Genomic DNA, 22,569 nt, shown 5'->3' with positions numbered 1-22,569 from the left:
CAGAGGAATTCCATGAAACGCGTGATCACCAAGAGCATCATCGCCGCTGGCCTGCTGGGTGTCCAGCTGACCGCACCCGCGACCGACCTCGACCTCTATACCAACATCGGCAGCACCAACGCGGCCGACCTGCCGAACGTGCTGTTCATCATCGACAACACCGCGAACTGGAACACCGCTTTCAGCATCGAGCGGGCGGCGATCGCCAACACCCTGCACAATCTCCCGGCGAACAAGTTCAACATTGGCATCATGCTGTCGACCGAATCGGGTACCGGCAACTCCGGCATGGACGGCGGCTATGTGCGGGCGGCGATCCGTACCATGACCGAGGACAACAAGACCAAGTACGAAGCGCTGGTGCGCAACCTGGACCAGCTGGCCGACAAGGGCAACGGCGGCGCGTCCGGCGTGACCATGGCCGAGGCGTATGCGTATTTTGCCGGCCGCGCGCCGTACTCGGGCAACCAGAAGGTCAAGACCGACTACCTGGCCAACGTCGCCGGCACCAGCCAGAGCAAGGCCATCTACGCGCTGCCAGGCAATGCGCTGGCGTCGATGAACGCCACCACTTACCAGTCGCCGATCGCCAGCGGCAGCTGCGGCAAGAATTACATCATCTACATCAGTAACGGCGCCAACCAGGAAAGCAACTCGCAGGACACGGTGGCGAACAACCTGCTGGCCGCCGCCGCCGGCGGCGGAGCGGCGGGCACAGCGGCTATCCGCACCATCAACCTGTCGCCCAGCGGTTCGCAGTCCAATCCCGCCGACGAGTGGGCCCGCTTCATGCGCAGCAGCCCGCAGGGCATCGTTACGTACTCGATCGACGTGCTTCCCGGCAGCTCCGGCCAGGGGCCGGGCTGGACCGCGCTGCTCAAAAGCATGTCGGGCATCAGCAACTACACGGCCGTCACCGACGTCACCGGCACCGGCAAGATCGAAGAGGCGATCAACAACGCGCTGTCGAAGATCCAGTCGGTCAACAGCGTGTTTGCCGCGGTCAGCTTGCCGGCCAGCGCGAACGTGCAGGGCGCCTACCTGAACCAGTTGTTCGTCGGCATGTTTCGTCCCGATCCGGACTCGAAGCCGCGCTGGATGGGCAACCTGAAACAGTACAAGCTGGGCGGCACCTACAACCTGGTCGACGCCGACGACGCCAGCGCGATCAATGCGCAGACCGGCTTCGTGGCCGAATGCGCGCGCAGCTTCTGGACGCCCGTCAAAACGGCCACCGATACCTACTGGATCAACGATCCGAAGGGCAAGTGCATTCCGCCCGGCTCGGCCACCGACCTGTACGCCAACTCCAACACGCCCGACGGCAACATCGTCGAGAAGGGCGCCCAGGCCTACATGCTGCGCGCCGGAACGCCGGCCTCGCGCGTGGTCAAAAGCTGTTCGGCGTCGAACTGCAACGCGCTGGTCAACTTCGACAGCGCGGTCGCCACCACCGCCTTGCTGGGCGCGGCCGACGCCACCGAGCGCGATGCGCTGATCAGCTGGTCCAAGGGCCAGAACGTCGACGGCGAACTGTCCAAGCCGGCGACCGAGATGCGGCCATCGGCGCACGGGGACGTCATCCATTCTAACCCGCTGGCGCTGAGCTACGGCTCGGACGTCGTGGTGTTCTACAGCAGCAACGACGGCATGCTGCACGCCGTCAACGGCAACCGCAGCGCCGCTTACGGCAGCACGGCGGCGGGCGCCGAATTGTGGGCCTTCATGCCGCCTGAATTCTTCGGCAACATCAAGCGCCTGCGTTCGAATACCCAGCTGGTCAGCGTGACGCCCCAGGTGGGCGGCACGGTCAGCGGCGCCGCCAAGCCGTACGCGATCGACGGGCCGCTGTCGGCCTACAAGACCACCGCGGGCTCGACCACCACGACCTGGCTGTTCGCCGCGATGCGGCGCGGCGGCCGCGCGCTGTACGCCTTCGATGTCAGCGATGCGACGGCGCCGGCGCTGAAATGGAAAGCCGGCTGCAACACCACCACCGACAGCTCATGCACCAGCGGCACCAGCGGCATGGGCCAGACCTGGTCGTCGCCGCAGCCGGTGCGCGCGGCCGGCTATTTCGCCGGCGTCACGCCGATGCTGATCACCGGCGGCGGCTACGATGAATGCGAAGACGCCGACACCAACACCTGCACCAACGGCAGCAAGGGCCACAAGATCTTCGTGCTCGACGCCGCCACCGGCACGGTGCTGACCTCGCTCAATACCGACCGCGGCGTCGTCGGCGACGTCAAGATCGTGCCCGGCGCCAATGGGCTGGCCAAATACGCGTATGCCTCCGACCTGGGCGGCAATGTATACCGCGTCAACATCGAATCGGCGGCGCCGGCCGACTGGACCATTACCAAGGTTGCCGCGCTCGGCTGCGCCACCGCGACGAGCTGCGCCAACAACCGCAAGTTCATGTTCGCCCCCAGCGTGATCGTCGAGTCGGACGGCAGCGTCAGCATCTATATCGGATCGGGCGACCGCGAAAAGCCGCTGGGCGCCGCCTATTTCCCGCAAACGGCGACGGTGGCCAACTTCTTCTTCAAGATCAAGGACAAGCCGGCCGATGCGACCTGGCTCGCCTCGGAGGCGGCCACCAACTGCCCCGGGCAGTCGCTGATCTGCCTGGCCTCGCTGGCGCCGGTCGGCGCGGTCGACGGGGTGTGCGGCGCCAGCGGCGCGGCGCCGGCCGGCAAGGGCTGGTACCTGGCCCTGCGCAGCGGCGAGAAGGTGGTCACCCCGGCCGCCACGCGCTTTGGCGTGACGACCTTCTCGACCCACATGCCGGCGGTGCCGACGCCCGGCGCCTGCACCTCCAACCTGGGAACCACGCACGTGTACAACCTGAGCGTGGCGACCGCGCGCCCGATCGACGGCACCTGCAACGCCGTCGTGATGGGCGGCGGCCTGCCGCCGCCCCCTGAAAAAATCGACGTGTGCATGAACGGCGACTGCAGCGTGAAGAAATCGGTGTGCATCGGCTGCGGCACCGAATCGTCGATCCAGGCGCGGGAGAACGGCGTGCCGTCGAGCCTGATCAATCAGAACGCCAAGCGCCGGGTCTACTGGTACATTCAGAAATGAGCACGCTGCGCGCAGCCGGCCGCGCCCGGCAAACAGGCTTCACGCTGATCGAGATGCTGGTCGCGCTGACGATCGCCGGCGTGCTGGCCAGCATGGCCGCGCCTGGTTTCAAGGAACTGATCGTCTCGACCAGGCTGTCGAACTACGCCAGCAGCCTGATGTCCAGTGCAATGGTCGCGCGCGCCGAAGCGATCAAGCGCAACGCCGTGGTGACGATGTGCGTGTCGTCGAACGGCACCAGCTGCGGCACCGGCGGCTGGGAACAGGGCTGGCTGGTGATGTGCCGCTCGACCGACCTGGCCTACTGCGACCCGGCCGGCGCCGGCACCCTGGTGATCCAGGCCCAGGGCCCGATTGCCGGCGGCTACAAGGCGACCGAGGCGGCCGGCCAGGCCGCGATCGCCTTCGATCCCTCGGGCAGCAGCGCCGCCGCGGCGCTGCTGACGCTGTGCCGCGCGACCCCGTCGGTGGTGACCAAGCAGCGCCAGGTACGCATCAGCGCGACCGGCCGTCCCCAGCTGAGCAAGACCACCGCCTCGACTTGCGGCTGATTTTGCCCCGGCGGGGGCAATCAGTTAACCCGGTGCGCGCCGAAATCGGTAAAATTGAGGGTTTTCTCGCAAGGGCCATTTGATGGGCTCGATTATGGCCACCGATTCTGATCTGACAACGCCGGACTTCTCCGACACACCTACTCCCAAATCCGCCGCGACCATCGCCCGCGAAGTCGAACGTCGCCGCACATTTGGCATCATCTCGCACCCCGACGCGGGCAAGACCACGCTGACCGAGAAGCTGCTGCTGTTCTCGGGCGCGATCCAGATGGCCGGCACCGTCAAGGCTAGGAAGAGCGGGCGCCACGCGACGTCCGACTGGATGGAAATCGAGAAGCAGCGCGGCATTTCGGTGGCCTCGTCGGTGATGCAGTTCGAGCACCGCGACCACGTCATCAACCTGCTCGACACCCCGGGCCACCAGGACTTCTCGGAAGACACCTACCGGGTGCTGACGGCGGTCGACTCGGCCCTGATGGTGATCGACGCGGCCAAGGGCGTCGAGGCGCAGACCATCAAGCTGCTGGCCGTCTGCCGCATGCGCAACACGCCGATCGTCACCTTCATGAACAAGATGGACCGCGAAACGCGCGATCCGCTCGAGCTGCTCGACGAACTCGAGTCGGTGCTGAAGATCGAATGCGCGCCGGTGACCTGGCCGATCGGCATGGGCAAGAACTTCCGCGGCGTGTACCACCTGCTGCGCGACGAGATCATGCTGTTCAAGGCCGGCGAGGAAAAGGCCGACGGCGCCTACGAGATCGTCAAGGGCATCGACAATCCCCGCCTGCAGGAGATGTTCCCGCTCGAGATCGAGCAGCTCAAGATGGAAGTGGAGCTGGTGCACGGCGCCTCGCATCCGTTCGACCTCGAGCGCTTCCTGGCCGGCATCCAGACCCCGGTGTTCTTCGGCTCGGCGATCAACAATTTCGGCGTGCGCGAAATCCTGTCGGCGCTGGTCGACTGGGCGCCGGCCCCGCGCGGGCGCGACGCGTCGGTGCGCGTGGTGGCGCCGACGGAACAGCCGTTCACCGGCTTCGTCTTCAAGATCCAGGCCAACATGGACCCGGCGCACCGCGACCGCATCGCCTTCCTGCGCGTGTGCTCGGGACGCTTCGAGCGCGGCATGAAGGTCAAGCACCTGCGCCTGGGCCGCGAGATCAAGGTGTCGTCCGTGGTCACCTTCATGGCCTCGTCGCGCGAGCAGGTCGAGGAAGCCTACGCCGGCGACATCATCGGCCTGCCGAACCACGGCAACATGCAGATCGGCGACAGCTTCTCGGAAGGCGAGATGCTGGCCTTCACCGGCATTCCTTACTTCGCGCCGGACTTCTTCCGCTCGGTGCGGATCCGCAATCCGCTGAAGATCAAGCAGCTGCACAAGGGGCTGCAGCAGCTGGGCGAGGAGGGCGCGGTGCAGGTGTTCAAGCCGGTGCAGGGCACGGACCTGATCCTGGGCGCGGTCGGGGTGCTGCAATTCGAAGTGGTCGCCAGCCGCCTGCTCAACGAGTACGGCGTCGACGCGGTATTCGAAGGATCGAGCATCAGCAGCGCGCGCTGGGTCAGCGGCGACAAGCGGGTGCTGGCGGACTTCGAGGCGGCGCTGGGCCACAACGTGGCCTACGACGCGGCCGGCAACCTGGCCTACCTGGCCACGTCGAACGTCAACCTGCGCCTGACCGAGGAACGCTGGCCGAAGCTGACCTTCCACGCCACGCGCGAGCACTCCGCCAAGCTGGCGTAAGCCGATCCATCAAGGCTGCCGGGCCGCGCGCCCGAGCAGCGCCGCGTCGACGATGGCGCCGACCCAGCACGCGATCATCACCCAGATCGCGATCGTCATCATGGGCGAATCGATGCCGCTGTTTTCCAGCCGCGCGCCGATCGCCACCGGGTCCAGCGCCAGTTTGCCGGCCCGCACCAGGTCGACCATCTCGCCGACCTGGCCGGCGACCTTCCCGAGGAAATACCCGACCGCGGCCAGCGCCGGCGCCAGGAAGGCGAGCGCGCGCGCCGGGCGCTTGAGGTAGAAATGGCCTGCGCCGGGAAACACCAGCGCCGACAGCAGTGCGGCAATCACCGATCGATTCATCTTGTCCTTTTTTTGCGATCGGCCGGTCGGGATTGACGGTGCTCAAACCGGCCGGGCGCGATGGGGGTAAATTGGCCTGTGCGTCTTGGAAATATTGCACATGCACATGAAATGCCATGACCGTCATCATACCTGCGCGCGGATTCCGGCGCGCGCCGATTCGCTGATCCGGGAGGTGCCATCTTGAAGATCCAGTTCGCCCCGCGCCGCCTGCCTGGCCTGCCCGCGAGTTGCCAGGCAATGCTGTCGAAGCTGCGCATCGGCCCCAAACTGCTGCTCGCGCCCGGCGTGGTGCTGCTGCTGCTGATCGTGCTGTCGGCCGGCGCCTATTACGCGATGGTGCGCCAGAACCGTTCGCTCGACGTCATCGTCGACCAGCGCGCCGCCCACCTGCGCGACACCGCGACGCTGGTGCAATCGGCGCAGCACGCCCACACCGAGATCTACCAGCTGCTGACCTGGATCGGCGCCGGCTTTTCGCAGGCGCGCATCGATGCACTGTCGCGCGACATCAACCAGCGCCACGCCGGCATCGGGCGCCAGTTCGCCGCGCTGGCCGCGCTGACCGAGAAGGACAGCACCGAACGGCGCCTGGTCGAACAGGCCAACACGGCGCACCTCGGCTACCTGAAGGCGGTGCGCGACGTAATGGAGCTGGCGCGCCCCGACCAGTCGACCAGCACCAACGCGATGTCGAAAGCCGAGCGCGCGTTCGACGTGGTCGCGCTGCGCCTGGGCGAACTGTCGCGCCTGGAGCAGCAGCTGAGCGAACAAGCCTCGGACAGCGCGGAAGCCGACTTCCGCATGATGGCCACGCTGATGCCGCTGGTGGTCGCGCTGTCGATCGCGCTGTCGCTGGCGATCACGGTGGCGGTGCGCCGTTCGCTGCTGCGCGAAATCACCGATATCGGCGACGCCGCGACCGACCTCGCCAGCGGCAACCTGCTGGTGCGCCAGCGCGACTACGGCAGCGATGAAATCTCCGACACCTCGCGCGTGCTCGACACCAGCATCCGCAACCTGAACGCGACCCTCAAGGGCATCTTCGAGGCGGCGCGCTCGATCGACAACGCCTCGCGCCAGATGGCGCGCGGGAACGCGGATTTATCCAGCCGCACCGAAGCGCAGGCCACCTCGCTGCAGCAGACCGCCAGCTCGATGGAGGAGCTCAACGCAGTGGTCAGCCAGAACGCGCGCAGCGCCCAGGTGGCCAACCAGCTCGCCGCCAGCGCGTCGAGCGTGGCTACCCGCGGCAGCGACGTGGTCGAGCGCCTGGTCGGCACGATGCGCTCGATCAAGGGCAGCTCGGGGAAGGTGGCGACGATCGCCTGCCGCATCGACCGCATCGCCAACGAGACCGGCATGCTGGCGCTGAACGCGGCGGTGGAAGCCGGGCGCGCGGGCGAACACGGACGCGGGTTCGCCCAGGTGGCGTCGGAAGTGCGCACGCTGGCGCAGGAAACGGCGACGGCGGCGCGCGAGATCCGGGAGCTGGTGGCGTTGTCGGTGGCCGAAATCGACGGTGGCAGCGCAACGGTGGAGGAGGCCGGCCACAGCATGGCCGACATCGCCACTTCGGTGCAGCAGGTGGGGTCGATCATCAGCGCGATCAGCCATGCCAGCGCCGAACAGGCGACCGGCATCCTGGAGGTGAGCCAGGCGATCGTGCAGATGGATCAGATGACGCAGCAGAATTCGGCGCTGGTAACCGAGGCCGCGGCGGCCGCCGAAAGCCTGCAGCGCCAGGCGGTGAGCCTGGCGCGCGCCGTCGCCGGTTTCAGCCTCGACGAAACGGCGTTGCTGCCGCCGGCCGTGCGGACCGGGGCGCCGGGACGCCGGCCGCACCTGCGGCTGGCGTCGAAACGAGCGTGAGGATTACTCGTAGTCGCTGATCGGCGCGCAGCCGCAGAACAGGTTGCGGTCGCCGTAGACGTTGTCGGCGCGGCCGACCGGCGGCCAGTACTTCTGGCGCCGCAGCGAAGCGACCGGGAAGGCCGCCTCTTCGCGCGTGTACTTGTGCTGCCAGTCGTCCGCCATGACCACTTCCGCGGTGTGCGGAGCGCCCTTGAGCGGATTGTCCATGCGGTCATACTCGCCGCGCTCGACCTTGACGATCTCGGCGTGGATCGCGATCATCGCCTCGATGAAGCGGTCGATCTCCACCTTCGATTCGCTCTCGGTCGGCTCGATCATCAAGGTGCCGGGCACCGGGAAGCTCATGGTCGGCGCGTGGAAGCCGAAGTCCATCAGGCGCTTGGCCACGTCTTCGTTGCTGATGCCGGTGGCGTCCTGCAGCGGGCGCAGGTCGATGATGCACTCGTGCGCGACCAGGCCGTCGTGGCCCGAATACAGCACCGGATAGTGCGGCGCCAGGCGGCGTGCGATGTAGTTCGCGTTCAGGATCGCCGTCTCGGTCGCCGCGGTCAGGCCGGCGCCGCCCATCATCGCGATGTACATCCACGAAATCGGCAGGATCGAGGCGGAGCCGTAAGGCGCCGCGCTGACCGCGCCGATGCCGGCTTCGTCGCGGGTGTAGCCGGTCGAACGCTGGTTCGGCAGGAATTTTGCCAGGTGCGCGCCAACGCCGATCGGGCCGACGCCGGGACCGCCGCCGCCGTGCGGAATGCAGAAGGTCTTGTGCAGGTTCAGGTGCGAGACGTCGCCGCCGAACGCGCCGGGAGCGGCCACGCCGACCAGCGCGTTCATGTTGGCGCCGTCGATGTAGACCTGGCCGCCGTGCGAGTGGATGACTTCGCACAGTTCGTCGATGCCTTCCTCGAACACGCCGTGGGTCGACGGGTAGGTCACCATCACGCACGCCAGGTTCTTGCTGTGCAGTTCAGCCTTGGCCTTCAGGTCGTCCAGGTCGACGTTGCCGCGCGCGTCGCAGGCGGTGACGACCACCTGCATGCCGACCATGTTGGCCGATGCGGGGTTGGTGCCGTGGGCCGAAGACGGGATCAGGCAGATGTTGCGGTGGCCTTCGCCGCGCGACTCGTGGTAAGCCTTGATCACCAGCAGGCCCGCGTACTCGCCCTGCGAGCCGGCGTTCGGCTGCAGCGAGACGGCGGCGTAGCCGGTCAGCGCGCACAGCATGTCTTCCAGCTGGCCGATCATCTCGCGGTAGCCGACCGTCTGCGCGTCCGGCGCGAACGGGTGAATATTGGAGAACTCGGGCCAGGTCACCGGGATCATTTCCGAGGTCGCGTTCAGCTTCATCGTGCACGAACCGAGCGGGATCATGGTGCGGTCCAGCGCCAGGTCCTTGTCGGCCAGGCTGCGCAGGTAGCGCAGCATCTCGTGCTCGGCGTGGTAGCGGTGGAAGGTCGGGTGGGTCAGGTAGGCGCTGGTACGGGCCAGTTGCGCCGGGAAGGCGTCGTCGCCGATCGCCTCGAAGTCCGGCGCCGCATCGACGCCGAAGATCTTGCACAGCAGGGCGATGTCTTCGCGGGTGGTGGTCTCGTCGAGCGAGATGCCGACGTGGCCGTTGTCGACCTTGCGCAGGTTGACGCCGTGTTCGACGGCGGCGGCGTGGATCGCCGCGGCGCGGTCGGTCACCACGGTCAGGGTGTCGAACCAGCTCTCGTTGGCCAGCTTGTAGCCGGCGCCCTTGAGCGAGGCGGCCAGGATGCTGGTGAAGCGGTGGGTGCGGGTGGCGATCTGCTTCAGGCCCGCCGGGCCGTGGTAGACGGCGTACATCGACGCCATCACCGCCAGCAGCACTTGCGCGGTGCAGATGTTCGAGGTCGCTTTTTCGCGGCGGATGTGCTGCTCGCGCGTCTGCAGGGCAAGGCGGTAGGCCTTGTTGCCCTGGGCGTCGATGGTCACCCCGACCAGGCGGCCCGGCATGCTGCGCTTGAATTCGTCGCGGGTGGCCAGGTAGCCGGCGTGCGGGCCGCCGAAACCGAGCGGCACGCCGAAGCGCTGGCTGTTACCGACGACCACGTCGGCGCCCCATTCGCCCGGAGGCGTCAGCAGCGTCAGCGCCAGCAGGTCGGCGGCGGCGATGACCATCGCGCCGGCGGCGTGCAGGTGTTCGCAGGCGGCGCGGTAGTCGCGCACTTCGCCGTTCACGCCAGGGTACTGCAGCAGCACGCCGAAGCACGCTTCATTGAGCGTCTCGATGTCGGCGGCGGCGATGGTGCGCACTTCGATGCCGAGCGGCTGCGCGCGCGTCTCGACCACTTCGCGGGTCTGCGGCAGCACGTCGTCGGCGACGTAGAACACCTGCGACTTCGACTTGCCGACGCGCTGGATCAGCGTCATCGCTTCGGCGGCGGCGGTGCCTTCGTCCAGCATCGACGAGTTCGCGATGCCCATGCCGGTCAGGTCGGTGACGGTCTGCTGGAAGTTCAGGATTGCTTCAAGGCGGCCCTGCGAGATCTCCGGCTGGTAAGGCGTGTACGCGGTGTACCAGGCCGGGTTCTCGAAGATATTGCGCAGCACGACAGGCGGCGTGAAGGTGTTCGCGTAGCCCTGGCCGATCATTGACTTCATGACCTTGTTCCGGCCCGCCAGCGCTTTCAGCTTGGCCAGCGCGGCTTGCTCCGTCATCGGCTCGTAGAACTGGCCCAGATCGAGCTTGCTCTTGTTGCGGATGTTTGGCGGAACGATCGCGTCGATCAGCGCATCGCGCGATGCGTAGCCGAGGGTCGACAGCATGGCTGCCTGCTCGGATTCGGATGGGCCGATGTGGCGCGGGATGAACGCGTCGCGTGCTTCAAGTTGTGTCAGGCTGGTGCGGGTCATGGTAGGGGCCAAAAAAGAAGTGCTGGCCGACGGCGCGCGGGCGCCGTGGCCGGGATGGGGAAGGGGAGCGCTGCCGGCAATTAGTCGGCGGTGTTCTTGCCGTAGGCGTCGGCGTCGAGCAGGCCGTTGATCGCGTTGGCGTCGCTTGGCTTGAGCTTGAACAGCCATGCCGAGTAGGCGTCGGAATTGATCGATTCTGGCGAGTCGGCGACCGACTGGTTGACGGCGGTGACTTCGCCCGACAGCGGCGCGTAGATGTCGCTGGCGGCCTTGACCGACTCCACCACCGCGGCGTCGTCGCCGGCGGTGAACGACTTGCCGACTGCCGGCAGTTCGACGAACACGATGTCGCCCAGCGCATCCTGCGCGTACTCGGTGATGCCGACGGTGACGGTGCCGTCAGCTTCGGCGCGCACCCACTCGTGGGACTCGGTGTATTTCAGGTCGGCTGGGATGTTCATGTTGTTCGCTCCAAAGTGAGTGTAGTTGCGGCTCGGGTCCGACCCCGCGGGTCGGACCCCGGTGTTGGTAATTCAGGAAACCAGGATTTTACCGTTTCGCACGAACGGCAGCTTGACCACGGTGGCGGCCAGCTGCTTGTCGCGGATTTCGACCTTGACGGTGTCGCCCACCGCCACGTCCATCGGCACGCGCGCCAAAGCGATGGCCTGCTGCATGGTCGGGCTGAAGGTGCCGCTGGTGATTTCGCCGGTGCTGCCGGAGGCCGAGATGACCTTCTGGTGCGCGCGCAGCACGCCGCCTTTTTCGCGCAGGATCAGGCCGAGGAACTGGAATTGCTGGCCCATCGCGATCAAGGCGTCCTTGCCGACGAAGTCGCGCTCGGACACCAGGTCGATGGTCCATGCCAGGCCGGCGTCGAGCGGGTTGACGGTGTCGTCCATGTCCTGGCCGTACAGGTTCATGCCGGCTTCCAGGCGCAGCGTGTCGCGCGCGCCCAGGCCTGCCGGCTTGACGCCGGCCGCGGCCAGCGCGTTCCACGCCGCTTCCGCCTGCGAAGCAGGGAAGGCCAGTTCGAAGCCGTCTTCGCCGGTGTAGCCGGTGCGCGCGACCATCACTTCGCCGAACGCGGTGTCCTTGACGATGACGGCGTTGAACGGCTTCATCGGCTCGGCCGCGGCTTGCGCGGTCGGCAGCACCTCCCACACCTTGGCGCGCGCATTCGGGCCCTGCACGGCAATCAGCGCCATCGCGTGTTCGCCGCCGCCGTCGCGGCGCTGGGTCACGGTGACGCCGCTGGCGGTGATCGCATTGCGGTTGTCGATCCAGGCGATGTCCTTGGTGGCGGTGCCGGCGTTGACGACCAGGCGGAACCAGTCTTCGCGGAAGAAGTAGACGATCAGGTCGTCGATGACGAAGCCCTGCGGATTGAGCATGCACGAGTACAGGGCCTTGCCCGGGACCTGCAGCTTGTCGACGTTATTGGCCAGCAGGCCGCGCAGGAAGGAGCGCGCGTTGGCGCCTTCGATATCGACCACGCACATGTGCGACACGTCGAACATGCCGGCGTCTGTGCGCACGGCGTTGTGTTCTTCGATCTGCGAGCCGTAGTTGACGGGCATGTCCCAGCCGCCGAAATCGACCATCTTGGCGCCGGCGGCGCGGTGTGCGGAATTGAGCGGGGTCGTTTGAAGCGTCATGGAATCCTCGAGGCAAGGTAAACAAAAAAGGGCCGCCGACCAGCATGGGACGGCGTGAGCCTTTCCGATGGATGTTCGCGCCCCTCTGTCCTTGGTACCTGAGAGATAGCGGACGATGGATCCGCCTGCCCCTTCGGTGGGCCGCCGGCTGTGCGCCGCGGCCGCTCTCCAGAGTGTGGTGCGGCAGATTGCGCCGCGACCCCTGACCGGTCCTTTTGCCTGAGAGTTTTTGGGTGATGCCCCTTCGGCGGCAGCGCGCGGCTGCCCTCTCCCGATCAAGACTGTGGAGGATACGCAAGCAGGGCCAAAGTGTCAACCTGGCAGGTGGCGCGCGCAGGGGCGGGGGCGCGCACGAATGGGCCCGGCGCAAGGCCATATTTACCCCTATTTGTTAGAATGAGGAATTCACATAGCGGGTAAAACGGCCATGAGCGAAGATCAATCCAACGAAAAAAAAGAAGCCTGGTTCACCTTGTCGGGAGACGTCAACAGCGACATGGTGCACCGCGTGTTCGAAGCCGTGTCGCACATGACCGATGACGGCATCGACGTCGCGCACGTGCTGGTTCAGTCGAACGGCGGCTACGTCAGCGACGGCCTGTGCCTGTATAACTTCCTGTCCAACGCGCCGGTCGAATTCGTCATGTACAACGGCGGCGCCGTGGCCTCGATCGCGGTGATCCTGTACCTGAGCGGGACCCGCCGCTACGCCAGCGAGACGGCGCGATTCATGGTACACAAGTCGCACGCGACGGCGTCGCCGGGCGCGCGGCCCGATGCGCTCAACATCATCGTCGAGGGCTTGCGCGCCGACGACGCGCGCACCGAGTCCATCCTGCGCAAGCACATCGAACTGGCGCCGGAGCAGTGGGCGATCCACCAGTACTCCGACCTGCACCTGACCGCGCGCGATGCGAAAATCGCCGGCATGATCAGCGACATCGGCGACTTCGCGCCGCCCAAGGGCGCGCACCTCAGCAACATCTGATTGATCACCGTAGTCTGGCCCGCGGGACCTGACTCCGCCCTCAACAGAAAAAAGCCTGCCGGCGGCATCACCGCTGGCAGGCTTTCTTCGATTAGTTAAGTTTAGCGTTTGTCGTTCTTGTGGCTCTGGCGTCCGGCCGCTGCGTGCTGCTCGGGCGTGCCGCCGCGGGTGCCCGCCGAGGGCGATGCCGACTGCTGGCTGCCCGACTGCGATCCCGATTGCTGCGAACCCGATTGCGACTGCGACTGGCGGCTGGCGTCGTTCTTGTGGCTTTGACGGCCGGCTTCGACGTGCTGCTCATGGGTGCCGCCCTGGCCGCCCGAACGCGATCCCGAACCCTGCGAACCCGACTGCTGGCTGTCCGAACGCTGGCTGCCGCTCTGCTGGCTGGCGCCCTGGCTGCGCGACTGGTTCTGCTGGTCTTTTTGCTGTTGCATCTTTTTCTGCTTGTTCATGTTCATTCCTTTACAAAGTTTGAAAATGCCCTGCTGCCGGTTGCTATGGAAATTACGCTTTCTCTAGCGTTTCCGGAGCCACAATCATGGGATTCACACTTCAGGATCGGTATCGGAAGAGGGCTTGAACCAGTGTAGGAGATCCACCTACAAAATTGAAATGATTTCAAGCGTGCGGCGGCTCAAAACTCCTCCCAGTCGACGTCCGGTTTCGCCGCGGTGGCGCGGCGCGCCGCGCGGGCGGGGGCGGGGGCAGGGCGCGTGCCGGCGACCTTGCGCAGCGGCACGGCTGGCGCGCCGGCGGCCGGCGTCGCGGCCGGTTTGGCGCCGATCAGGTGCACCTGCGCCGCCGGCCGCGCATGGCCGGCGCCCAGCGCAAAGCCGCCGATCACCCGGTTCAGGCTGGCGGCCTGTTCGCGCATCGACGCCGCCGCCGCGGCCGCTTCTTCGACCAGGGCGGCATTGTGCTGGGTGGCCTGGTCCATGGCGGCGATCGCCTGGTTGACCTGTTCGATGCCGGTGGTCTGCTCGGCGCTGGCGTCGGCGATCTCGCCGATGATGCCGGTGACCCGCTTGACGCTGGTGACCACCTCGTTCATGGTGTTGCCGGCCTTGTCCGCCAGCAGGGTGCCGGCGTTGACCTTTTCCACCGAGTCGTCGATCAGCGCCTTGATCTCCTTGGCCGCCGCGGCCGAGCGCTGCGCCAGGTTGCGCACTTCCGACGCCACCACCGCGAAACCGCGCCCCTGTTCGCCGGCGCGCGCCGCCTCGACCGCCGCGTTCAGCGCCAGGATGTTGGTCTGGAACGCGATGCCGTCGATCACGCCGATGATTTCTGCGATGCGCTTGGAGGAATCGTTGATCGAAGCCATGGTCCCGACCACCTCGGACACCACTTCGCCGCCCTTGACCGCCACTTCCGAGGCCGACACCGCGAGCTTGCTGGCCTGGTGGGCGTGATCGGCGTTCTGCTTGACGGTGGCGGTCAGCTCCTCCATCGACGAGGCGGTTTCCTCCAGCGACGCGGCCTGCTGCTCGGTACGCGCCGACAGGTCCTGGCTGCCCATCGAGATCTCGCCGGCGCCGCAGGTGATCGCCTCGGTGCCGGCGCGCACCTCGACGATCATGCCGACCAGCTTGTCGTTCATCTCCTGCATCGCCTTCAGCAGCAGGCCGGCCTCGCCCTGTGCCGAGCCGTCGAACTTGTTGCTCAGGTCGCCCGCGGCAACACGCCGGGCCACGATGACGGCCTCGTGCACCGGCCGCGCCACCTCGGCCGCCAGCCACATGCAAAGCAGGCCGGACACCGCCAGGCCGCTCGCCAGGAACACGAGGCTCCAGGTGGTCGCCGCGTCGAATTCGGCGCGCGCCAGCGCCGCGGCGGCGGCGTTGGCTTTCTGCCCGGCCTGGGCCAGGTCGCTCATGTGCGCGAGTTGCCCCAGCAGCCAGCTGGACGCCAGGATGGCGAGGCTGAGCACGAGGGCGAAACTGGCGAACAGCTTGGTGCGGGTTTCCAGCTGGCGAATGGCGTTCATGGATTTTTCCTTCGTGCAAGCGGCGGGATTCCCCATGGTAAGGAAACGCGGGGCGTGACCATTGCGTCGCGTCAACTTAAAAGCCGGGCGCGATTGTGGCGAAAATCATGACGAAGCGAAAAAAAGCGGCCAAATGGCCTTTTAACTATTGCCATGCGGCAATAATGTGCCAGAATGGGGTAGCGCAGTCATTTCGCGACCGAGGCAATCCATGGCAACGACTCTCCAACAGCAAGCGGCATCCCGGACCGGCGTCGCGCCGGCGCGCCTGCAATTGGACAGCCTGGGCGGCATCGCGATCGCCCATCTCAACGAGCAGCTGACCGCGCTGGCCGGCCGCATGGTGTCGGCCTTGCTCGATGTCGACGACCCCGCGCTCGACGCCCATACCGTGTACCACCGGGTCAAGTCCGGCAACCTGCTCAAGTCCAACAGCTACGCCTTCATCCACCTCGCCAGCGCCGCGCTGGAGCAGGGCGTGCGGCGCGAGATCGACGTGCTGGCGCCGACCCGCAAGCAGTTGCTGGACCGGGCCGCCGACGCGCTGGCGCTGGTGCCGATGGAAGAGATGGACCGCAGCGTCGCGTTCGGCGGCATCAGCCGGCCGTTCGAGGCGGCCTGCGCCGAGCTGCTGGCCACTCTCAACGTGCGGCTCGGCTACCTGCTCGGACGCGACACCTTGCGCCTGGCCCAGAACCCGTTCCGCCCGGACGTGATCCTGATCGCGCTGAACCGGGCCTGGGCCGAGTTCGAGCCGGATGCGGAAGCGCACGGCCTGATGGCGCCGCTGCTGCGCCCGCTGGTACTGTTCGATTTCGCCCCGCTGTACGAAACGCTGAACCGGTCGCTGGCCGCCGCCAAGGGCGAATCGGACGCGCTGCGCATTCGCAAGACCGACAACGCGGCGCGTGCCCGGGCCGAGCGCGCCTCCGGCAAAGCGGCGCTGGCGCAGCAGCTGCGCCAGTTTTTCTCGGACGATGCGGCCTCCGGCGCGGCCAACGATACCGGGATTCCCCTGATTCCCGAGCTGCCGGCCATGCCGCAGGGCAGCGGTGGCTGGCGTCCCAGCGGCGCCGCGGGGTTTCATCACGGGTCGCCCGCTCCGGTATTTCATGCCTCCGCAGTTCCCGCCGCGCCGGTGAATGGCGCGATGACGCACGGCGCAGCCGCGCACGGCGGCTTCGCCCAGTCCGCGCCGGCGCAGGCGGCGCCGCCGGTCCTGCTCGACCTGCTGTCGCGGATCGCCAACGACTTGCCGCAGCAGCCGGTTGCCGACGCGGGCGGCGGCGCCGCCGGCAACGTGTTCTACCTGCCGCGCCTGAAAGCGAGCCTGCCGCGCGGCAGCCTGTCGCGCGGCGACGAAAGCACCATCGACCTGCTGACGCGGATCTTTGAAACCGTCTACATCGACGAGAACATCCCGAAGGAAACGCGCGAGCTGATCCAGTTCCTGCAGGTGCCGGTGCTGAAGGCCGCCTTGATGGACAAGGAGTTCTTCTTCCAGGAGCAGCACCCGGCGCGGCGCATGATCGACCTGATGTCGCGCATGGGCTGGGAGCAGCGCAGCGGCGCCGACGATCCGCTGTTCCAGGCGATGCGGCGCGGCGTCGACCGGGTCGGCCGCGACGACGGCGCCGGCTTTGCCGATGCGGTTGCCGAACTCGAGGCCAGCCTGGAAAGCGAGCAGGGCGTCGCCGCCGCTGAAATCTCGGCGCCGATCGCCGCCGCGCTCAAGCAGGAAAAGGTCAGCGCCGCCACCCGCTCGGCGCGCAACGCCGTCGCCCTGCGGGTCGGCGGCGGCGACGTCGTCGCAGTGGTCGAGACCTTCCTCGAAAAGAAATGGACCTCGGTGCTGACGATCGCCTACAGCGTCGAGCCGGGCAAGCCGGGCGCGGTCAACAACGCCACCCGCACCATGGACGACCTGATCTGGAGCGTCAAGCCGAAAATCACCCAGGAGCAGCGCAAGCACCTGATCGCGCGCCTGCCGACCTTGCTGGCCACCCTCAATAAGTGGCTCGACATCATCAAGTGGCAGGACGCCGACCGCCTGCAGTTCTTCGCCGAGCTGGCCGAGTGCCACGCTTCGATCGTGCGCGCGCCGATCGTGCTGTCGCCCGAGCGTCAGCTGGAAATCGCCCTGGAAGTGGCGCAGCAGGACGCCCAGCGGCGGCTCGAGAAAGAACAGGCGCTGGCCGCTGCCCTGGACGCCGAGGCCGCCCAGGCGCAGGCCGATCCGGCGCTGGCCGCCATCGAAGCGCTGGAGCGCGGCATGTGGCTCGAATTCGCGGCGCCGGAAGGCTCCGTGCAGACGGTCAAGCTCGCGTGGATCAGTCCGCTTCGCAGCCTGTTCATTTTCTCGACCGCGGCACGCAAGGAAGCGTTTTCGCTGTCGATCGAAAAGCTGGCCGACGCCTGGCGCGACGGCGGCGTGAAAGTGGTGCGCCAGGACGGCGTGGTGGCGCGCGCGCTGGCCGAGGCGATGGCGGTCAACGAACCGCTGGCGCTTCCGGCCGCCTCGTTCGGTTGAAAGTTGTTTGACCGGAAAGATGCCGCGCAGTTCGGCATTGACCGCAAATCACTATTGCCAAATCGCAACTTCGGGTAAGATAACCCTATTCCCCGCATGGTATGATCACCGTCTTTACCGCCTCCGGGGTGTTGCCGGTTTCCGGCCTGGCCATAGGATAGTCAAGCAACGTGCGTCTCTCTTCCATCAAATTGTCGGGATTCAAGTCTTTCGTCGATCCCACCAATTTCCCGGTGCCTGGCCAGCTGGTCGGCGTGGTCGGTCCCAATGGCTGCGGCAAATCGAACATCATCGACGCGGTGCGCTGGGTGCTGGGCGAATCGAAAGCGTCCGAACTGCGCGGCGAGTCGATGCAGGACGTGATCTTCAACGGCTCGACCCACCGCAAGCCGGCCGGCCGCTCCTCGGTCGAACTGGTGTTCGACAACAGCGACGGCAAGGCCGCCGGCCAATGGGGGCAGTACGCCGAGATCGCGGTCAAGCGCACCCTGACGCGCGACGGCACCTCCACCTATTACATCAACGGTCAGCCGGTGCGCCGGCGCGACATCCAGGACATCTTCCTCGGCACCGGCCTGGGTCCGCGCGCCTACGCGATCATCGGCCAGGGCATGATCTCGCGCATCATCGAGTCGCGCCCCGAAGAACTGCGCGTGTTCCTCGAAGAGGCCGCCGGTGTGTCGAAGTACAAGGAGCGCCGCCGCGAGACCGAGAACCGCCTCAACGACACGCGCGAAAACCTGCTGCGGGTCGAGGACATCCTGCGCGAACTGAACGCCAACCTGGAAAAGCTCGAAGCGCAGGCGGTCGTCGCCAACCGCTTCCATTCGCTGCAGGCCGACCAGGAAGAGAAGCAGAAGCTGCTTTGGCTGCTGCGCAAGAACGAGGCGCAGGCCGAGCAGACCCGCTACTTCCGCGAGATGGAGCAGGCCCAGACCGGGCTGGAAGAACAGACCGCCAAGCTGCGCCACGTCGAACTCGAACTCGAACACATGCGCCAGGCCCACTTCGCCGTCGGCGACCGCCTGCACCAGGCGCAGGGCCACCTGTACCAGACCAATTCCGAGATCGGCAGCCTGGAAGCGCAGATCAAGTTCGTCATCGAGTCGCGCAGCCGGCTGCAGAACCAGCTGGCGACGCTGGAAGCCCAGCGCAACCAGTGGCAGGCGCAAAGCCAGGACTACCAGGAGCAGTTGGGCGAAGCGGAGTACATGCTGGAGGAGCTTGGCGCGCGCGTCGAACACGCGCAGATGGCCTCCGAGGCGCAGTCGGACAGCCTGCCGGCGCTCGACGCGGCCTGGCGCGCGGCGCAGAACACCACTACCGAATCGCGTGCGCGCATCATGCAGGCGCAGCAACAGATCGAGCTGTCGTCGGCGCACCAGCGCAACGCATCGAACATCCTGGCCGGCCTGGCGACCCGGCGCGAACGCCTGCAGCAGGAGAAGAACGGCCTGAACCTGCCCGACAGCGCGCACCTGGAAAACCTCAGGCTGCAGCTGGAGGAAAAGCAGCAGGCACTGGAAGAGCAGTCGATGGTGCTGGAAGAGGCCACCGAGCAGCAGGAGCGCATGGAGCAGGAGCGCGCCGCGGCGCAGGCGCAGGTGAACGCCGAATCGGCCGCCAACGCGCAGCTCGAAGCGCGCCTGTCGGCCCTGAAGCAGATGCAGGAGCGGGTGCAGACCGAGGGCAAGGTCCAGCCGTGGCTGAAGAAGCACGAACTCGATGGGTTGCCGCGCCTTTGGCAGAAGTTGCACGTCGAGCAGGGCTGGGAGACCGCGCTCGAAGCGGTGCTGCGCGAACGCACCGCGGCGCTGGAAATGTCGAACATCGAGTGGGCCAAGGCTTTCTTCGCCGACGCGCCGCCGGCCAAGCTGGCGTTGTACGCGCCGTCGCTGGCCGCCGCCGCGCCGGCCGAGATTCCCGGCTTCAAACCGTTCGCCAGCCTCCTGAAGATCAACGAGCCTGGCCTGCGCGGCGTGCTGAACGACTGGCTGCACGGCGTCTACGTCGCCGAGGACACCGCCAGCGCCTTCTCCGCGCGCGCCTCGCTGCCGCCGGGCGGCTCGTTCATCACGCGCCAGGGCCATGTGGTCACCGCGTCGTCGGTGCGTTTCTACGCCGCCGATGCCGAGCAGGACGGCATGCTGGGGCGCCAGCAGGAAATCGACAACATCGGCAAGCAGCTGCGCGCCCAGGCGCTGCTTGCCGACGAGGCGCGTGCGCGGTCGGTGCGTGCCGACGCCGCCGTGACCGAACTGACGCGCCGTATCCAGGACTCGCGCCTGCGCATCGGCACCCTGACGCAATCGGTGCACGGCCTGCAGATCGAGGTGGTCAAGCAGTCCGAAGTCGAAGCCCGCTTCAACCAGCGCAGCACGCAGATCCACGCCGACCTGGCCGAAATCGCCATGCAGGAAGAAGAGCAGCAGCAGGTTCGCATGGAGGCCGAGGAGAAGTTCGAGCAGCTCGACATGGAGCTGGCCGAGCTGCAGGGCGCGCACGAAGACGGCCAGACCGCTTTCCTCGCGCAGGAACAGGCGCTGGCCAACGCGCGCGAGAAGCTGCGCGAACTCGAACGGGCGGCGCAGGAGGCGCAGTTCGCCGAGAAGTCCCAGCGCAGCAAGATCGAGGAACTGCGCCGCAATATCGCCACCGCCACGCAGCAGGCGTCGCAGGTCGGCGAAAGCCTGGAAACCGGCCGCCGGGAACTGGAGTCGCTCGAATCGGGCGCCGCCAGCGACGGCCTGCAGGAGCTGCTGGACCGCCGCAGCGGCCAGGAACGCGCGCTGTCGGATGCGCGCCACGAGCTCGACCAGATCACGCAGCAGCTGCGCCACGCCGAGGAAGCGCGCATGGGCGCCGAGCGCAGCCTGCAGCCGCAGCGCGACAAGATCTCCGAGATGCAGCTCAAGGAGCAGGCCGCGCGCCTGAACCAGGAGCAGTTCGCCGAAGCGCTGAAGGCGGTCGATGCCGACGAAGCGGCGCTGCAGGAGAAGCTGCAGCCGGACATGAAGGCGCAATACCTGCAAGGCGAAGTGACGCGCCTGACCAATGCCATCTCGATGCTCGGCGCCGTGAACCTGGCGGCGCTGGACGAACTGGCGCAGGCGTCGGAGCGCAAGAATTTCCTCGACTCGCAGAACGCCGACCTGACCGAGGCGATCGTCACGCTGGAAGACGCGATCCACAAGATCGACAAGGAGACCCGCGACCTGCTGCAGGACACCTTCGACAAGGTCAATCATCACTTCTCGGAGCTGTTCCCGATTCTTTTCGGCGGCGGCAACGCCAAGCTGGTGATGACCGGCGACGAGATCCTCGATTCCGGCGTCCAGGTGATGGCCCAGCCCCCGGGCAAGAAGAACGCCACCATCCACCTGCTGTCGGGCGGCGAAAAGGCGCTGACGGCGACGGCGCTGGTGTTCTCGATGTTCCGCCTGAACCCGGCGCCATTCTGCCTGCTCGACGAGGTCGACGCGCCGCTGGACGACGCCAACACCGAGCGTTTCTGCCGCATGGTCAAGCGGATGTCCGAACACACCCAGTTCCTGTTCATCTCGCATAACAAGATCGCGATGGAGATGGCCAACCAGCTGATCGGCGTGACGATGCAGGAGCAGGGCGTGTCGCGCATCGTCGCGGTGGACATGGAGTCGGCCGCCGGCATGGTCGACGGCCTGCAGGCGGCGTAAGCGTCGCGCACCCTCTGTAAATGGCATATAGCTCTTGTTATTGGTATCATGATCGCGCTTGCGCGAATAGCCTGACAGGCCAGTGATTTACTAACCGAATTTTTGGAACAGAATGACAGATCTTCAAATGAGCCTGATCGGCGGCGCCGTCGTTTTTGTCGGCGCCGTATTCGTGTACAACAAGTGGCAGGAGCACAAGGCGCGCAAGAGCGTAGAGCGCGCCTTCTCGTCCGAACATGACGACGTGTTGATGCGCACCGGCGACGCGCCGGCGCCGCGCCAGGAGCCGAGCTTCGAGCTGGGCGCCGGCGGTGGCGGCGACAGCGGCGAACGCGTCGAGCCCGAACTGCCGAATACCGTGATCGGCGCCGACGACGTCGAAGAGCGCGCGACCGCCGCGGCCGAACAGGCCACAAGCCTGGTCGATCCGCTGATCGACTGCCTGATCCCGCTGGCGCTGGAGATCGCGGTGCGCGGCGACAAACTGATTCCGGCGCTGCACACGCTGCGCCACGTCGGCAACAAGCCGATCCACTACATCGGCCTGGCCGTTTCCGGCGACTGGGAGCCGATCTCGCACGGCGGCGTCTACACCAAGCTGCAAGCCGGCGTGCAGATGGCCAGCCGCACCACCGCGCTGAACGAACTCGAATACTCCGAACTGGTGACGCGCCTGCGCACTCTGTCCGACGACATCGGCGCCGAGCCGGAAATTCCGGACATGATCGAAGTGATGGGCGAGGCCAAGAACCTGCACCGTTTCGTCGCCGGCCACGACGCCCAGCTTGGCGTGAACCTGATGTCGAACGGCGCCCCATGGGCCATTTCGACCCTGATCGGCGCGCTGGAGAAGCAGGGCTTCGACGTGGGGCCAAGCGGCCGCTTCGCCATGCCGGACGGCGACGGCGGCGTGCTGTTCACGCTGTCGACCAACGTCACCCTGGGCGCCGACACCACCTCGCACCTGACCCTGCTTCTCGACGTGCCGGTAGTGGCGCCCGCGCGCGACGGCTTCGGCAGCATGGTCGCCTGCGCCCGCACGCTGGGCCAGCGCCTGGACGCGACCCTGGTCGACGACAGCAGCCAGCCTTTGACGGACGAGACGCTGGCCGAGATCAACGGCCAGGTGCTCGAGTTCTACGAGGAGATGGCGGCGGCCGACATTCCGGCCGGCTCGACCCGCGCGCTGCGCCTGTTCAGCTGAGGACCGTTTCGCCGTGACC

The 22,569-nt window shown here is 66.8% G+C and carries 14 protein-coding genes and 2 riboswitches; of the genes, 8 read left to right on the top strand and 6 right to left on the bottom strand.

Annotation, left to right across the window (positions count from 1 at the left end):
- Positions 1-12 precede the first annotated feature (12 nt).
- The 3 genes from AC1D02_RS12720 (at position 13) to AC1D02_RS12710 (ending at position 5,388) form a co-directional block, all read left to right on the top strand.
- Positions 13-3,090, top strand: coding sequence for a pilus assembly protein (locus AC1D02_RS12720; RefSeq protein ID WP_477317344.1), 3,078 nt, complete (start codon positions 13-15; stop codon positions 3,088-3,090).
- On the top strand, positions 3,087-3,641 hold the full coding sequence (locus AC1D02_RS12715; protein ID WP_477317342.1) for a GspH/FimT family pseudopilin: 555 nt from the start codon (positions 3,087-3,089) through the stop codon (positions 3,639-3,641). Before AC1D02_RS12720 ends, AC1D02_RS12715 begins: the two co-directional genes overlap by 4 nt.
- Positions 3,642-3,735: 94 nt before the next feature.
- A complete protein-coding gene (locus AC1D02_RS12710) occupies positions 3,736-5,388 on the top strand; it encodes a peptide chain release factor 3 (RefSeq protein WP_477317340.1) in 1,653 nt (550 codons plus the stop codon).
- A gap of 9 nt (positions 5,389-5,397) precedes the next feature.
- Here the strand turns inward: AC1D02_RS12710 and AC1D02_RS12705 are convergent, their stop codons facing one another.
- Positions 5,398-5,736 carry a hypothetical protein gene (locus AC1D02_RS12705; RefSeq protein ID WP_477317338.1) on the bottom strand — a complete coding sequence of 113 codons (339 nt, stop codon included), beginning with the start codon at positions 5,734-5,736 and terminating at the stop codon, positions 5,398-5,400.
- Positions 5,737-5,919: 183 nt separating this feature from the next.
- Between AC1D02_RS12705 and AC1D02_RS12700 the strand changes: the two genes are divergently transcribed.
- Complete coding sequence (locus tag AC1D02_RS12700) at positions 5,920-7,608, top strand: methyl-accepting chemotaxis protein (protein WP_477317336.1); 1,689 nt, start codon at positions 5,920-5,922, stop codon at positions 7,606-7,608.
- Between the two features lie 3 nt (positions 7,609-7,611).
- Here AC1D02_RS12700 and gcvP read toward each other — a convergent pair whose 3' ends face one another.
- The 3 genes from gcvP to gcvT all read right to left on the bottom strand — a co-directional run bounded on the left by gcvP (position 7,612) and on the right by gcvT (position 12,143).
- A complete protein-coding gene (gene gcvP, locus AC1D02_RS12695; RefSeq protein WP_477317334.1) occupies positions 7,612-10,485 on the bottom strand; it encodes an aminomethyl-transferring glycine dehydrogenase in 2,874 nt (957 codons plus the stop codon).
- Between the two features lie 80 nt (positions 10,486-10,565).
- The gene (gene gcvH, locus AC1D02_RS12690; protein WP_477317332.1) at positions 10,566-10,946 is read right to left on the bottom strand and encodes a glycine cleavage system protein GcvH; all 381 of its coding nucleotides are present in this window, start codon (positions 10,944-10,946) and stop codon (positions 10,566-10,568) included.
- A gap of 72 nt (positions 10,947-11,018) precedes the next feature.
- Positions 11,019-12,143, bottom strand: coding sequence for a glycine cleavage system aminomethyltransferase GcvT (gene gcvT, locus AC1D02_RS12685; protein WP_477317330.1), 1,125 nt, complete (start codon positions 12,141-12,143; stop codon positions 11,019-11,021).
- A gap of 75 nt (positions 12,144-12,218) precedes the next feature.
- Positions 12,219-12,325: riboswitch (glycine riboswitch) on the bottom strand.
- Positions 12,326-12,340: 15 nt separating this feature from the next.
- Positions 12,341-12,427: riboswitch (glycine riboswitch) on the bottom strand.
- A gap of 143 nt (positions 12,428-12,570) precedes the next feature.
- Between gcvT and AC1D02_RS12680 the strand changes: the two genes are divergently transcribed.
- Positions 12,571-13,131 (top strand): ATP-dependent Clp protease proteolytic subunit, encoded by a 561-nt coding sequence (locus AC1D02_RS12680; RefSeq protein ID WP_477317328.1) that lies wholly within the window; start codon positions 12,571-12,573, stop codon positions 13,129-13,131.
- Between the two features lie 101 nt (positions 13,132-13,232).
- Here the strand turns inward: AC1D02_RS12680 and AC1D02_RS12675 are convergent, their stop codons facing one another.
- Positions 13,233-13,586, bottom strand: a complete 354-nt coding sequence (locus tag AC1D02_RS12675; protein ID WP_477317326.1) for a hypothetical protein — start codon at positions 13,584-13,586, stop codon at positions 13,233-13,235.
- 182 nt (positions 13,587-13,768) lie between these two features.
- Positions 13,769-15,121, bottom strand: a complete 1,353-nt coding sequence (locus tag AC1D02_RS12670) for a methyl-accepting chemotaxis protein (protein WP_477317324.1) — start codon at positions 15,119-15,121, stop codon at positions 13,769-13,771.
- Positions 15,122-15,332: 211 nt separating this feature from the next.
- On the opposite strand from AC1D02_RS12670, the gene AC1D02_RS12665 reads away from it, so the two are divergent.
- From AC1D02_RS12665 to AC1D02_RS12655, 3 genes are all read left to right on the top strand, one after another.
- The gene (locus tag AC1D02_RS12665) at positions 15,333-17,651 is read left to right on the top strand and encodes a DUF1631 family protein (RefSeq protein WP_477317322.1); all 2,319 of its coding nucleotides are present in this window, start codon (positions 15,333-15,335) and stop codon (positions 17,649-17,651) included.
- A 170-nt stretch (positions 17,652-17,821) separates the two neighbouring features.
- Entirely contained in the window at positions 17,822-21,346 is a 3,525-nt protein-coding gene (smc, locus tag AC1D02_RS12660; RefSeq protein ID WP_477317320.1) for a chromosome segregation protein SMC, read from the top strand.
- Positions 21,347-21,458: 112 nt separating this feature from the next.
- On the top strand, positions 21,459-22,550 hold the full coding sequence (locus AC1D02_RS12655) for a cell division protein ZipA C-terminal FtsZ-binding domain-containing protein (RefSeq protein ID WP_477317318.1): 1,092 nt from the start codon (positions 21,459-21,461) through the stop codon (positions 22,548-22,550).
- The last annotated feature ends 19 nt before the right edge of the window (positions 22,551-22,569 follow it).

It is taken from the genome of Massilia sp. P1_C10 (genome assembly GCF_056406475.1).
The sequence above is the reverse complement of the archived record's forward strand: the minus strand, read 5'-3'. Positions and strand labels throughout refer to the sequence as shown.